This is a genomic window from Tenuibacillus multivorans, from assembly GCF_900103915.1.
GTDB classification, from domain to species: Bacteria; Bacillota; Bacilli; order Bacillales; family Alkalibacillaceae; genus Tenuibacillus; species Tenuibacillus multivorans.
This window is the reverse complement of record NZ_FNIG01000006.1, coordinates 70,600-84,333: the sequence shown is the minus strand read 5'-3', so window position 1 is coordinate 84,333 and position 13,734 is coordinate 70,600. Positions and strand designations below refer to the sequence as shown.

The following is a 13,734-nucleotide window of genomic DNA, read 5'->3' as shown; positions in this document are numbered from 1 at the left end:
TAGATAAGGGGGATACTATGACAGAACAACGTTATGTACACGCAGAGGATATATTTAAAATAGATTCTGTATCAGATCCACGTTTTTCTCCTGATGGACAAGAAGTCGTATTCGTTAAAACGCATTTGGATGAGGATGAGAATAAATATGTTTCGAATCTTTTTCATTATGATTTAAAAACAAATAAAGTCTCTCAATGGACTTTTGGGCAAGACCGAGTTACACAACCTAGATGGTCGGCCGATGGAGAGAAAGTCTTATTTTTATCCAATCGCGAAGAAAAAAATCAAGTATACATTATATCAAGAAATGGCGGGGAAGCTAAAAAATATACTGATGAAAAAGAAAGCGTATCTTATGCCCATTTTGCATTAGATAGTAATCAAGTTGTCTATCAAGTAAGTGTTCCCATTGAGGAATCCAATGATGAAGAAAAAGAAGAAGAGAAAGATCTTCCAAAACCTACTGTAATTAATCGGATGAAGTATAAGGCTGATGGTGCTGGACTACTTAAAGAGAAGTATCAAGAAATTAGATTACTAGAATTGAAAACAGAGGAAGAAAGAACACTAAAAAGTGGACAGCAAAATTATGTCTTCCAAACTTGGATTAATAACCATTCATTTGTGTACACAACAGATGAGGATGTTAATCAAGATTTCAACTTTAACCATAATGTTTATATTTATGATCTTAAAAATAATCAAGATACAGAAATTAAAACAGAAGAAGGGTATGCACTAAACTTTAACGTTTCACCGAATGGTGAGAAGTTATTGTTTGTACATATGGGTAGAAAATATCTTAATGCCACGCATGCAGAGGTTTACTTATATGATTTTAATACAGGAACCTTAACTTGTATGACGGAAAGCCTGGATGCACCTGTTGGCGATTTTGCGGCTGCCGATACACAGCAGCAGGCAGTACTTCAAGGGGCCATTTGGGCAAGTGATCAAGATTTTTATTTCCCTGTTTCAGATCAAGGTAATGTCTATCTATATTACGGCAATGTCAATGGTGAAATTTATCCAGCCCTACACCAAGACTTTCATATTTATGGTTTTGATATTGATGGTGAAAGTCAAAAAGCCATATTAACTATTAGTAAACCAACGAACCCAAGTGAGCTATATCTATTAGATATTCCTTCAGGAGAATTAACACAAGTATCTGATTTCAATAAAGAATTCATGGATGAAGTCGAGCTTGTTGAACCTAAGCCAATCACTTATACGAGCAAAGATGAATGGACAGTTCGTGGTTGGTTTATGAAACCAGCTAATTACGAAGAGGGAAAACAATATCCAATGGTTTTGAATATTCATGGTGGACCACACGCATTTTATGCAAATACCTTTTTCCATGAAATGCAGTATTTAGCGGCACAAGGCTATGCGGTATTATATGTGAATCCGAGAGGTAGCCATAGCTATGGACAAGAGTTTGTCGATGCTGTACGCGGTGACTATGGTAATGGTGATTATCAGGATATTATGAACGGTGTGGACTATATTTTGGAAGAATACGATTGGATTGATAAAAATCGTTTAGGCGTAACAGGTGGTAGCTATGGTGGGTTTATGACGAACTGGATTGTCGGTCATACAAACCGTTTCAAAGGAGCTGTAACGCAACGAAGTATATCCAATTGGATTAGCTTTAGAGGTGTCAGTGACATTGGTTATTACTTTAACGAATGGCAGATTAAAGCCGATTTAAATGATCTTGATAAGCTTTGGAAGCATTCCCCAATCGCTTATGTAGATCATATCGAAACACCTTTAAAGATCATTCACAATGAACGTGATTTCCGTTGCCCGATGGAACAGGCTGAACAATTATTTATAGCCTTAAAACATCAAAAGAAAGAAACGGAATTTGTTCGTTTTCCTGAAGCTGATCATAACTTGTCAAGAACAGGTAAACCAAACCTTCGAATTGAACGATTAAATCATATTGTTGGATGGTTTAACGATTACTTAAAATAATTTATAAAAGCCATGTATCGGTTACGTGATACATGGCTTTTACTTTACTACCAATTTTCCTTAATAAAATCATCGCGACCAGATTTTTCACGATCTGCTTGATATTCCTCTGGATTCTTTTTATAGAAGTCCTGATGATATTCTTCTGCTGGATAAAAGGTTGTTGCTTTAAGTATTTCAGTCACAATTGGACTATTAAATTTACCGCTTTTTTCGATGTTTTCTTTTGACTTATTGGCTAATTGTTTTTGCTCTTCATTATGATAGAAAATAGCTGTTCGGTATTGTGGTCCACGGTCATGAAACTGTCCATCGGGGTCTGTGGGATCAATTTGAGGCCAATATAAATCTAAAATTGTTTGGTATGAAATTTTAGATGGATCATATGTAATTTGTACAGCTTCATAATGTCCAGTACTTCCTTCTTTAACATGTTCATAAGATGGATTGTCTACATGCCCACCCGTATAACCTGATACAACCGAATGAACACCATCCCATTGATCAAAGGGTTTAACCATACACCAGAAACAACCTCCAGCAAATGTTGCTAAGTTTAAATGATCTGTCATATCTTTCACCTCAATTTCTTATGCATGTATTATACCAATCACGATGTACCTAGAAAACAAAAATGTCTTGGACGCATTCATCCAAGACACATAAAGGGGGAGGTAATTAAGGTTTTTCGGGTTTGCCCTTTGTCCTAACCCAATTTTTTTATCTTAGTTATTACATTCCCACCTAACCTAAGTATTAAACACAATTATTTCGAAAATTTTGATATAATAAGAAGCATTAGGGGGGAATGAAGGATGAGTATGGAAAATAAGTTAGAGATATTAAAAGATAAGATGAATAAGAATCCTAAGCCTTATAATGGGATGACATCAACATTTTCATTTGACATTACAACTAATGAAGGAAACAAGCATTGGAGTGTATTATTTTATCAAAGTGAAGTTGAACTAAAAGATGAACTTTTAGAAGAACCTGATTGTTTATTAAAAATGAATGAATCGAATTTTGAGAAGCTATTGGATGGGAATTTGAATGCGACCAGTGCATTTATGATGGGCAAGATAAAAGCTGAAGGAGACTTAACTAAGGCATTAAAATTGCAAAAGGTTTTAAGTTATTATCAATAATGTGTGTATACTTTCGTTTAAGAAGGTGGTCTATTGAAAAAAATATTATTTCTCTTAGTCGTAGTCGTTATTTTAGTGGGGTGTAGTGAGGAAGAGGAAACAGTTGAGTTTACGAACCCATATGATTACTTACATGACTATATTAGTTTATGGGAACAAAGTGAATTTCAAGACATGTATGATCAGTATTTATTAGAACGGACAAAAGCTGAATACACATTTGAGGACTATGGAACACGATATGAACATCTGTACGACACATTAGAAGTGGATCAGTTATCTGTTGAAATTTTAGAAGAACAAGAGATAACTGAAGAGGACTTTAAAACGTTAACCTCATATGAAGTACCAGTATCGATATCATTTCAAACGCTTGCTGGAGAAGTGGATTACCGGAAAGATGTTGTATTAGAAAAGCAAGTCGATGAGGAATACGTTGGTGAAGGGGAGGTGGAAATAGATCCTGAAAGTCCGTGGCATGTGGAATGGGATCCATCTTTTATTTTACCGAACCTAGAAGATGGTGATGAAGTTCGTCTATCATCATTACCGGCTCAGAGAGGCGAAATCGTTGACCGGAACGGCCAGTTAATGGCTACGAACGGTGAAGTATATGAGCTCGGAGTTGTACTTGAAAACTTTCATGAGTCTTCGTTATCAGAACTAGCCAATATATTAGATCTTAGCGAAGATAGCATTAAAGATAAATATGAGCAGAGCTGGGTACAGCCACACCATTTTGTACCGATAATCAAACTAAGCTTAGAAGAGAAAGATCTAGTAACGCAAGCAACCTCAATCGATGGCGTTACATCTAGGATTTCAATGGATCGTGTCTATCCTTTTGGTAAAAAAGCAGCTCATCTAACGGGTTATATTGGTAGTATCACAGCAGAGGAGCTAGAAGAGTTGGAGGGTCAAGGTTACTCCTCTCAGGATCGTATTGGAAAAAGAGGCTTAGAGCAATTGTATGACGAACAATTGCGTGGTGAAGAAGGTGTCGAAATATATATCGAAAAGACTGATCAGTCAACCGTTACTGTCGCTAAAAAGGACGCCAAGGATGGTGAAACTGTTCAATTAACGATAGATATGAATATCCAGGAGAAGTTATACGATTTACTTAAAGAGGAAAATGGAACAGCGATGACCATGAATCCATTAACGGGAGAGGTAACAAGCCTTATAAGTTTTCCTGCGTTTGATCCGAACCGATTTGTGTTAGGACTATCGCAGAAAGAATACAATGCGTTAATGGAAAATGAAAATCGTCCAACGATTAACCGTTTCGCTTCAAGCTATTCACCTGGATCGACTGCTAAACTTATGACAACAGCTATTGGACTCAATCAAGGTGTCCTGGAACCAGAGGAACAAGTGACGATTAATGGTAGTACGTGGCAAAAGGACGCTTCCTGGGGAAATTATTATGTATCAAGAGTTTACACACAGGATACACAAGTGGATTTAGAAAGCGCTATAGTTAATTCGGATAACATTTATTTTGCTATGTTAGGTACAAACATTGGTGGCGAACAGTTTCGAGCTGGGCTAGAAAGGTTAGGGTTTGGCGAAGATTTTCCATTTGAATATCCAGTCAACCAGTCACAAATATCAAATAGCGGTTCATTTGATCATGATGTCTTATTAGCTGATACATCATATGGCCAAGGCCAAATGCTTATGAATATGGTACATTTAACGTCATTATATAGCGGTGTTGTTAATAACGGCGATGTTATGACACCATTATTAACTCTAAATGAGGAACAGTCGGTTTTGATAGAGGATATGGTTTCTGAAGATCAAGCATCGCTTTTACAACAGCTTTTTAGAAAAGTGGTCTCTCAAGGTACTGCTCAAAGCATAAACTTACCTAATCGGCAAATTGCTGGTAAAACGGGTACAGCAGAATTAAAATCGAGTCAGGAAGAAGATGGGGTTGAAAATGGGATTTTCGTCTCCTATGATCAATCAAATCCAGAAATGATATTAACAATATTAATTGAAGGCGTACAAGACAGCGGTGGAAGTGGTTATGTTGTCGAATTAGCGAAAAAATTTTATGAATGATCTCTTACACGTGAATTTCTAGAAATTCACGTGTTTTTGTATTTATTAATAGCGGTATAGATACAATCATCAAAGGAGAGATTATGTAGAAGAAAGTTATGTCAAATAAAGGATGAGCACAAATGCCTGAAACAAATCATAAACCCGTTATTTTACTCAATATTGATAGTTTGTTGGCAGATCCTCTTGAAAAAGCGATACAAAAAGGAAAAGCTCCAGCATTGAAGTTTTTAAAGGAAAATGGCAACTTTACGCCTAATATGGTTAGTTCATTTCCAACTATGTCCGTAACCATTGATAGTAGTTTATTTACAGGAACTTATACAGATCAACACCAGGTTCCAGCTTTAAATTGGTACGATGAGAATAAACGCGAGATGGTAAACTACGGGACGGGGTTTCGCGAAACGATTCGTATTGGGTTCAGTCAATCTATGCGAAATATGTTTCATCGATTAAACAACATTGATTTAAGTAAGAATGTTAAAACCATTTTTGAAGAACTCGATGAATATGGACACAAAGGAGCCAGTATTAATTCTTTTGTTTATCGAGGAAAACAAAGTCATGACTTAACGGTGCCTAAGTTCGTACAAGCGATAACAAACCTTGATGACAAAATCACTACCAACGCACCATACTATTTATCTCTAGGAGCATTTTCAAGCTTTAGGAAACCTAGTTTTGCTCCCTTTATGATTGGGGGAAATCGTAAGTTTGCAGGCCGTGAACTGCGTTACTTAATTAAAAATAACCTATTACCATCTTTTACATTTTGTATATTTCAAGATATGGATGTTCGAGTTCATTTTAAACGACCTTATGACATAAGTGGGATTTCGAAAATTGATAAAGAGATTCAAAAGACACTGAATCTTTATGACAGTTGGGAAGAGGCCATCGATCAAAATATATGGATGGTGATTGGAGATAATGGCCAAGCGCCACAAGGATGGAACTTTAACGATGTCTTAATTAATCTTAGGAAAATCCTTAAAGATTATCGCATTCATAAGATTCAAGATTCTGTGACAAGTTCGGATCAACTAGTTATCTCCGTTAATCAACGAATGGCTTATGTTTATGTATTAGATAAAGAATTGCCCATCTCAAGAGTGGTAAGTGACTTACGACACGATCGGCGTATTGATGTGATCGCATGGAAAGAAGAGGCTCAAAATGTTGTAGTATCTGGCTCTAAGGAAGGAGAATTAAGGTTTGCACCAGAAGGACATGTTCAAGATATTTACGGTCAGAATTGGGATCTAGATGGCGATTTAGCTGTGTTAGATATTGATAAAATGAACCAGCAAAAAATAACGTACAATGATTACCCTGATGTGTTAGCTCGATTACACGGGGCATTACATTCGCATTCAGGTCGATTTATCGTGATCAACGCTAAGCCTGGTTGTGAGTTTATTGCTCAATCAACACCTTATCATTTAGGTGGAGCTAGTCACGGCTCATTGCACAAACAAGAGTCATCAATTCCTTTTTTAATCACAGGTGCCGATATCCCTTTAGAAAATTCGCGCATCATTGACATCAAATCATTCATTTTAAATCTTATATTAAGGACTAATGGATGAGGAATAGGGGAAAGAATTCCTATCCTCATGCATTTTTAATAACCTATTTCCTCTAATACTTTAATCATTAAATCAGGCCTGTCCGTCACGATACCATCAGCGCCTTTTTCGATTAATGTCCGTATCGTTTCCTTATCATTAATCGTCCAATAATGAATTTGAAGTCCCAATCTTTCAGCTCCTCCTAAGATATCTGATGAGGCTAAATCAAATCCACTAGCCTTTAAAGGTAATTGCATTGAATCAACATTTGGTTTATACAGGTTCCTCAGATGAAATTTGTGAGTAATGACAAATTTTCTTACTTCTTGTTCACCACCTGAAATAGCTATTTCATTACTGGCATATTGTTGAAAGGTTTCGATGATCTTGTGATCAAAAGAAGCAACGGTTACTTGATCTTCAACATGATGGTCCTCGATTAGCTGTGCTAAGCGTTTAGCGATCTCATCCATTCGATCATATGGATTGGTATCTTTTATTTCAATCAAAAACCGCTGATTTGGAAATGCTTGAAAGAGTTCCTCAACTGTTATGAGCTTAATATTTTGATTTCGAAAAGGAAAGTTTCCAGCTTCATCTTCAAAATAATAACCAGCATCAAGCTGTTTTAACTCATCAAGTGTTAAATCATTGACGGACCCTGAACTATCGGTCGTACGATCAACCGTCGGATCATGAATGGCGACTAAATAGCCGTCCTTTGAAATATGTATATCAGTCTCTAATACATCGACATCTAAATCAACAGCATTTTGAAAAGCTACCATCGAGCTTGAAGGCGCTAAGTGTCCACCGCCTTGATGAGCGATGACTAATGGTCGATCATTTTCGTGAAATGGTTTGACGTCAATTGAATGAATCGGAATCAAATTTAGTAAAATATAAATGGCACCTAAGATGGCTAGAGTGAATGAACCACGTCTAATCAATTTTTCTTTGTTTGTACGTTTTTTTGTCTTCATGTTAATCCCCCTAAGTTAAACTCTTAAATATTATATCAAAAATGCTATAATGGAGCAGGAAACTATCCTGGGAGGTCATAATATTAACATTTTAATTGTATTAGCTCATCCAAATTTAAAAAAATCGACTATTAATGCAAACCTAAAGAAGGCGGTCATGCATGAGACAAATATAACACTACATGAGATTTATGAAGACTATCCGGATTGGCAAATAGATGTAAATAAAGAGCAACAGCTATTATTAGAGCACGACCGAATTATTTTCCAATTTCCGAATTACTGGTATAGTTATCCGCCACTATTAAAAAAATGGTTTGATGATGTCTTACTATCAGGCTGGGCATTTAGAGGACAACATGCTTTAACTGGTAAAGAATTTGGGGTGGCGATTAGCTCAGGATTTTCATCCGAAGACTATCGTTTTGATGGGTTACATCAACATACGATTGAACAAATATTAGCACCGTTTTATGCGACATGCCATTTTATAAGGGGCAAAACACTACCTATTTTCAAATCCTTTGAAGAGGAGCTTAAAACAGAAACTGATTTTAGTAGGCTCCGTCAGAACTATTTATTATACTTAAATAAACAATATCCTTATCACAGAAATACCTATTAACGATATTTTTATTATGTAAACTTAAAAGGTGTTAACCGATTGAAGGTTAACACCTGATGTTTAATAGGCTTTCCATTTAACTTTTTGAGCTTCTCTATACCGTTTCTCCACTTCATTCCAATTCACAACATTCCACCAATTATCAACATATTTTCCTCGATTATTTTCGTATTGTAAGTAGTAAGCATGTTCCCACACATCTAGCACAAGTAGTGGTATAACATCCCATTGGCTTAAATTTTGATGCTTTTCAGCTTGAAGGATTTCTAATCGATGTGAACGAGGGGAGTATACGAGAATGGCCCACCCAACAGCTTCAACCTTTTTGGCTGCCTCCGAAAAATGATTTTTAAATTGATCAAAGCTACCAAATGATTGATTGATGGCGTTTGAAAGCTCACCTTTTGGTTTACCTCCACCATCTGGGTGCATAACATTCCAAAAAATAGTGTGTAAATAATGACCAGCACCATTGAATGCCGCTTCACGTTCCCAATGTTTAATTAAATCAAAATTATTATTTTGACGCGCCTTTTGCATCTCCTTTTCTGCTTTATTTAAACCCTCTACATAACTGCGGTGATGTTTATCATGGTGAAGTCTCATGATACGCTCATCAATATAAGGCTCTAAAGCATTGTAAGCATAGGGAAGGGGAGGGAGTTTGTGTTGGCCAATCCCAATGGCAGGATTTTGGCTAAATCCTCTTGATGGATGACCATTAAGAAAATTCCGCCATTGATCCGCTAGTTTAGATGCAGTTTGTTTGAGATCTCTAGCATGATTGACTGTCAATTGATCATTATTTTCAGTGTAATACGCAAGATCCCCTTTTAATACATTTAATTGATTTTCAAATACCGCTTGTTCAGACGGGTCACTATCATATTGTAAAGATGATGCATTTGTCCATTTCTCCTCTAATCTCAAGGTCCAATCATTTAATTCATCCAGAAACTGATTGAGTGACGTACTTGTATCCATAAAAAAACCTCCTGTAACATTTATAATAGATATTGTATGAATGTCACAGGAAATTGGGATATTTTATCTTAATGTTTTGTGTTGGCGTAATGATGATATGAATCCATCGTTAACGTCACACCTTGCGATAGCGTAGCTCCACCACCTAAAGCTGCACTGACGGCGATTGTTTCCATAATTTCTTCTTCACTAGCATTATGCTCTGCAGCTCCTTTGGAATGATAAATAATACAATACTCATCCTGAGCATAAATACTGATAGCTAGTGCCAATAACTGTTTTGTTTTTTCATCAATCGATCCCGCCTCAAAACAAGATTCCGAGAAATCAAAGAATCCTTGAGTCATTTTAGGTAATTTGACTTTAAGGTGGTTCATGCCTTCTTTGTAATCCAATATCGATTGGTCAAAATAGTTTTTAGGTGTTTCCATTTGATCCATCAAATCACTCCGTTTATAAGTTATTAATAGACATTCTTAGTTTCTAAATTTATGACAAATTTATACTGATTTATAAATCATACAGCTAATTCCTGGACAATTTTATCGTAATTCTCTTGATTACAAATGATGAGTAACTCCGTATCATCAGGAATTGATTCATCAGCTCGTTTGGCTATATCGAGTTGGTTTTCAGCCGAGAGCAACGTTGCACCTCTGTCTAATAAGTATATATAGGCATCACGATATGTAGACCAAGTAGGATGTTTTTTGATCGCAAATATATCATCGCCGTAATTTGAGGAAGTGAGCTGTCTAAACATCTCGCTCGTTCCATTATAGGTTGCACTCTTAGCTATTAAATGGGCACTCGTTTTGTTCGGCGTAATAAATTCATCGACTTTAGAATGTTTGAATGCCGAAATGTGTTGTTCAAATAAGATTTCAGCAATGGTATAAACATCAAAACCTTCCTGATGACCTAAGCCTTCAATGGTCGTTGCAATCAATAGTGTTTGTCCATCAGATAGTGAATAATTTTCTACATGATCTGAAGCAAAAATTAATACTGAATGGCATTCATTGATATTAGCCTGATATAATGTTCTAGGGTTAGCTGGGTTCCCAGAAATAAAATGAATGCGATCATGTTTAATCGGTGTTCTATCTAAGGATTCATCTATTAAAACGATATCTTTATCTTCATGTATATTTAGTAATTCTTCAATCGTATCCTTAGAACGTTTGGTGTAGTTAATAATAATGTAGTGGTTAAAATCTTTGTATTTCAATTTTCCTTCCTCCTTATTTTTACGGTATTCTTGAATAGTATCTACGATATAACCGATAAAGACACCCATTAAGCCGATTCCTATAATATAAACAGCAGTCATTGCAAAAAGCTGCCCAGCAACTGTAACGGGAGAGATATCACCGTATCCTACAGTTGTAACAGTAGTCATCACCCACCACAATGCTGTAGAATAGGAGGCAAATGTCTCCGGCTCTATAACTTGTATAATATAAGAAGAAAATAATATAAAAAATAGTAATAGAATCGTGTAAACGAGTTTGTTATCAACTTTATAAATTTTTCTACGTATTAATCTAAAAAACATGAGCGACATCCTTTTCTGAACAACTATTTGTTTATTTATTATACAATGGTATTCTCACTATGGAAAGAATTAGAATTAAGGAGAATGGAGTTAAAATGTCATATAAAAAATTTGAGAATACATATTTGAATTATCTCAGCCAACATAAATGGTTGGTCTGGGTCATGATTTTAACAGTCGTTTTGATTTGGGGCTATGCCTGGACGTTAATGAAAGAGGCGCTTCAGTATATGGGGCCCTTTACTTTCTCAGCTTTTCGATTTGGAACAGGTACTCTAGCCATGTTTATCATTATTGGGTTATTAGGAGCGACAAAACTACCAAAGGAATCTACGAAACATTTAGTGGTTGTCGGCATTTTACAGACATCAATAGTTTTTCTTCTTGTTATGTATGGATTAAAATTTGTTGAAGCAGGAAAGTCATCTGTTTTACTTTATTCCATGCCAATTTGGAGTACCTTATTGGCGGTTATATTTTTAAAGGAAAAGACAAAGACCAATAAGGTTGTAGGATTACTTATTGGACTAATTGGACTGTTTACTATATTAGGCTGGGATATTTGGGTGAACCAAACGCCAGGAGTTATATTAGGTGAGTTACTAATTGTTTTATCTGCAATCTCCTGGGGAGCATCAAATGTCTATTACCGAAAGAAGTTATCACATTTGAGTCAATTACAAGTTAATGCCTATCAAATGTTGTTTGGAACATTAGGGATTATTTTAGTTGCTGTTCTTATAGAAGGTGGAGAACCTATCCATATAACACCTTATAGTATTTATATCATATTATTTACAGGCGTATTGGCATCGGCCTTTTGTTTTACAGCATGGTTTTTCTTGTTAAGTATTATCGATATGGCTACAGCGACCATCTCAACGTTATTAGTTCCGGTATTTGGATTATTTTTCGGTTGGTTACTGTTAGATGAACCGATTACTTGGAGTATTACCATTGGGTCCTTTTTAATCCTGTTCGGTATTTTTGTTACAACAATTAAAAAAAGAAAATCAACTTAAAAAGTCTCGTATCACGATACGAGACTTTTTAAGTCAAAATATAAGTAATGCTAGTGAGATAGGGATAAAGCTCCATAGCAGGATAATCATACAAAAGCCCATGATGTCCTTTACCTTTAATCCTGCAATGGCAAGTAGTGGTAAAGCCCAGAATGGTTGTATCATATTGGTCCAAGCGTCACCCCAAGCAATAGCCATAGCTGTTTTAACCGAATCGACACCTAAATCCATTGCTGCAGGGATCATAATCGGACCTTGTACAGCCCACTGGCCACCACCAGAAGGGACAAAGAAATTGACTATGCCTGCACTGATGAAGGTGAAAATAGGGAATGTAACGTCATTCGAAATACTAACAAACCACATTGACATCTGTTCAGATAGTCCTGAAGTCACCATCATTCCCATAATACCTGCATAGAAAGGGAATTGTATAATAATGCCTCCAGCATTTTTAACGGCATCGGTTACACTGTTTAAAAACCGTTTCGGTGTTTGATGAAGTATAATTCCTAAGATTAAGAAGATAAAGTTAACCATGTTAATATTGAGATCGAATCCATTTTGAGTAAAATAATATACAATAAAAGCTAATCCTAAAACGCCTATTAAGTAGGAAATAGTTTGACTATGCTCTAAGCGATCAGCTGGTGTCATGCTTTCAGGGTCTTTCGTTGTATCTTCATCCTTGATTGTCGTTTGAGCATCTAATATCTTAGGGTCAACGCGAGTAACGCTTTCGCTAGAACGCATAATTAACCAGTTAATCAGTGGAAGGGATAACACTAAAGTAGCAATGATAAACAGATTTAATGCGCTAAAAATCGTTTCGGTTACAGCAACAGATCCAATCGTATCAACTAAAAAATGATCTTTCAGTGCTATGGTAAGAGGAATAGAAGCTGATAATCCCCCATGCCATAAAATGAACCCACTATAAGCACTGGCTACAAGTAAACGATAATCGACAGTTGGAACTCTCTTTACGACGTGAATTGAAAATAACGCTCCAACCACTAACCCAAAACCATAATTGATTAAACAAGCAACAGATGAAACGAAGGTGACGAGTAAAATAGCCTGACTCGGTGTATTAGCAAATTGACTCAAGTTGGACAATCCTTTTTTGACTATTGGTGTGTTTGCTAAAACATAACCGGTAATCACCACTAATGACATCTGCATAGCAAAAGTCAGCAAGTCCCAAAAGCCCTGTCCCCAATAGTCGACCATGTTAAGCGGTGTACTGTCCGTAAATATCGTGCCCAACAAGAATACGAAAATTGTTAGTAAAATTGCGAATAAGAACGCATCTGGAAGATAGCGCTGAACTAGGCGATCGCAAAACGATGTCAATTGTCGAAACATCAAAAATTCCTCCTTCTTGTCCATTTGTTATCAATATATTTTTGAATTAGGAATTTAAGACCAAACGATTGAACATCGTGTGGAACGTCTAAACATTTGATGATAATATGGAGTTAATTTGAATGGAAGGGGAGAAGAGAAGTGAGTGACAAGACAATGATTCAGATTAGAGATGATGGTTCCATTTTAGTAAGAGGTGATGTCGAATTATTAGATGCTGAGGGTAATAAGTTTGAAACTAAACCAGCTTTCTCATTATGTCGTTGTGGCCATTCAAGCAACAAGCCATTTTGTGATGGAACCCATAAGAAGATCGATTTTGATTCTAAACCCCGCGTATAACTCATATTATGTAAAGGAGCCATTTCATTGGCTCTTTTTAGTTTTACGAAAAACAGGATGATTGAT

13 protein-coding genes are annotated in these 13,734 nt (G+C 36.1%); 7 read left to right on the top strand and 6 right to left on the bottom strand.

Annotated elements, in window-relative coordinates; genetic code table 11:
* Window positions 1-17 precede the first annotated feature (17 nt).
* The gene (locus tag BLP77_RS10205) at window positions 18-1,991 is read left to right on the top strand and encodes a S9 family peptidase (RefSeq protein ID WP_093857027.1); all 1,974 of its coding nucleotides are present in this window, start codon (window positions 18-20) and stop codon (window positions 1,989-1,991) included.
* 47 nt (window positions 1,992-2,038) lie between these two features.
* On the opposite strand, the gene msrA is transcribed toward BLP77_RS10205, so the two are convergent.
* On the bottom strand, window positions 2,039-2,563 hold the full coding sequence (gene msrA / locus BLP77_RS10200) for a peptide-methionine (S)-S-oxide reductase MsrA (protein ID WP_093857026.1): 525 nt from the start codon (window positions 2,561-2,563) through the stop codon (window positions 2,039-2,041).
* Between the two features lie 243 nt (window positions 2,564-2,806).
* On the opposite strand from msrA, the gene BLP77_RS10195 reads away from it, so the two are divergent.
* From BLP77_RS10195 to BLP77_RS10185, 3 genes are all read left to right on the top strand, one after another.
* Complete coding sequence (locus BLP77_RS10195) at window positions 2,807-3,139, top strand: SCP2 sterol-binding domain-containing protein (RefSeq protein WP_093857025.1); 333 nt, start codon at window positions 2,807-2,809, stop codon at window positions 3,137-3,139.
* A 33-nt stretch (window positions 3,140-3,172) separates the two neighbouring features.
* Window positions 3,173-5,212 (top strand): penicillin-binding transpeptidase domain-containing protein, encoded by a 2,040-nt coding sequence (locus BLP77_RS10190; RefSeq protein ID WP_093857024.1) that lies wholly within the window; start codon window positions 3,173-3,175, stop codon window positions 5,210-5,212.
* Between the two features lie 122 nt (window positions 5,213-5,334).
* Complete coding sequence (locus BLP77_RS10185; protein WP_093857023.1) at window positions 5,335-6,804, top strand: alkaline phosphatase family protein; 1,470 nt, start codon at window positions 5,335-5,337, stop codon at window positions 6,802-6,804.
* Window positions 6,805-6,839: 35 nt separating this feature from the next.
* On the opposite strand, the gene BLP77_RS10180 is transcribed toward BLP77_RS10185, so the two are convergent.
* The gene (locus BLP77_RS10180; RefSeq protein ID WP_093857022.1) at window positions 6,840-7,769 is read right to left on the bottom strand and encodes a glycerophosphodiester phosphodiesterase family protein; all 930 of its coding nucleotides are present in this window, start codon (window positions 7,767-7,769) and stop codon (window positions 6,840-6,842) included.
* Between the two features lie 49 nt (window positions 7,770-7,818).
* On the opposite strand from BLP77_RS10180, the gene BLP77_RS10175 reads away from it, so the two are divergent.
* On the top strand, window positions 7,819-8,394 hold the full coding sequence (locus BLP77_RS10175) for an NAD(P)H-dependent oxidoreductase (RefSeq protein ID WP_093857021.1): 576 nt from the start codon (window positions 7,819-7,821) through the stop codon (window positions 8,392-8,394).
* 60 nt (window positions 8,395-8,454) lie between these two features.
* Here the strand turns inward: BLP77_RS10175 and BLP77_RS10170 are convergent, their stop codons facing one another.
* From BLP77_RS10170 to BLP77_RS10160, 3 genes are all read right to left on the bottom strand, one after another.
* The gene (locus BLP77_RS10170) at window positions 8,455-9,378 is read right to left on the bottom strand and encodes a superoxide dismutase (RefSeq protein ID WP_093857020.1); all 924 of its coding nucleotides are present in this window, start codon (window positions 9,376-9,378) and stop codon (window positions 8,455-8,457) included.
* A 68-nt stretch (window positions 9,379-9,446) separates the two neighbouring features.
* Complete coding sequence (locus BLP77_RS10165; RefSeq protein WP_307723624.1) at window positions 9,447-9,818, bottom strand: carboxymuconolactone decarboxylase family protein; 372 nt, start codon at window positions 9,816-9,818, stop codon at window positions 9,447-9,449.
* A gap of 77 nt (window positions 9,819-9,895) precedes the next feature.
* Window positions 9,896-10,936, bottom strand: a complete 1,041-nt coding sequence (locus BLP77_RS10160) for a potassium channel family protein (protein WP_176753040.1) — start codon at window positions 10,934-10,936, stop codon at window positions 9,896-9,898.
* Window positions 10,937-11,031: 95 nt separating this feature from the next.
* Here BLP77_RS10160 and BLP77_RS10155 point away from each other — a divergent pair, with 95 nt between their 5' ends.
* On the top strand, window positions 11,032-11,958 hold the full coding sequence (locus tag BLP77_RS10155) for a DMT family transporter (RefSeq protein ID WP_093857018.1): 927 nt from the start codon (window positions 11,032-11,034) through the stop codon (window positions 11,956-11,958).
* Window positions 11,959-11,991: 33 nt separating this feature from the next.
* Here the strand turns inward: BLP77_RS10155 and BLP77_RS10150 are convergent, their stop codons facing one another.
* Window positions 11,992-13,326 carry a short-chain fatty acid transporter gene (locus BLP77_RS10150; RefSeq protein ID WP_093857017.1) on the bottom strand — a complete coding sequence of 445 codons (1,335 nt, stop codon included), beginning with the start codon at window positions 13,324-13,326 and terminating at the stop codon, window positions 11,992-11,994.
* A gap of 156 nt (window positions 13,327-13,482) precedes the next feature.
* On the opposite strand from BLP77_RS10150, the gene BLP77_RS10145 reads away from it, so the two are divergent.
* Entirely contained in the window at window positions 13,483-13,668 is a 186-nt protein-coding gene (locus BLP77_RS10145; protein ID WP_093857172.1) for a CDGSH iron-sulfur domain-containing protein, read from the top strand.
* Window positions 13,669-13,734 lie beyond the last annotated feature (66 nt).

What these genes read in the sequence shown, in the direction of transcription:
- BLP77_RS10205 (WP_093857027.1), top strand. Translation starts at nt 18, where the DNA reads ATGACAGAACAACGTTATGTACACGCAGAGGATATATTTAAAATAGAT.
- msrA (WP_093857026.1), bottom strand. Translation starts at nt 2,563, where the DNA reads ATGACAGATCATTTAAACTTAGCAACATTTGCTGGAGGTTGTTTCTGG.
- BLP77_RS10195 (WP_093857025.1), top strand. Translation starts at nt 2,807, where the DNA reads ATGAGTATGGAAAATAAGTTAGAGATATTAAAAGATAAGATGAATAAG.
- BLP77_RS10185 (WP_093857023.1), top strand. Translation starts at nt 5,335, where the DNA reads ATGCCTGAAACAAATCATAAACCCGTTATTTTACTCAATATTGATAGT.
- BLP77_RS10180 (WP_093857022.1), bottom strand. Translation starts at nt 7,769, where the DNA reads ATGAAGACAAAAAAACGTACAAACAAAGAAAAATTGATTAGACGTGGT.
- BLP77_RS10175 (WP_093857021.1), top strand. Translation starts at nt 7,819, where the DNA reads ATGGAGCAGGAAACTATCCTGGGAGGTCATAATATTAACATTTTAATT.
- BLP77_RS10170 (WP_093857020.1), bottom strand. Translation starts at nt 9,378, where the DNA reads ATGGATACAAGTACGTCACTCAATCAGTTTCTGGATGAATTAAATGAT.
- BLP77_RS10165 (WP_307723624.1), bottom strand. Translation starts at nt 9,818, where the DNA reads ATGGATCAAATGGAAACACCTAAAAACTATTTTGACCAATCGATATTG.
- BLP77_RS10160 (WP_176753040.1), bottom strand. Translation starts at nt 10,936, where the DNA reads ATGTTTTTTAGATTAATACGTAGAAAAATTTATAAAGTTGATAACAAA.
- BLP77_RS10155 (WP_093857018.1), top strand. Translation starts at nt 11,032, where the DNA reads ATGTCATATAAAAAATTTGAGAATACATATTTGAATTATCTCAGCCAA.
- BLP77_RS10150 (WP_093857017.1), bottom strand. Translation starts at nt 13,326, where the DNA reads ATGTTTCGACAATTGACATCGTTTTGCGATCGCCTAGTTCAGCGCTAT.
- BLP77_RS10145 (WP_093857172.1), top strand. Translation starts at nt 13,483, where the DNA reads ATGATTCAGATTAGAGATGATGGTTCCATTTTAGTAAGAGGTGATGTC.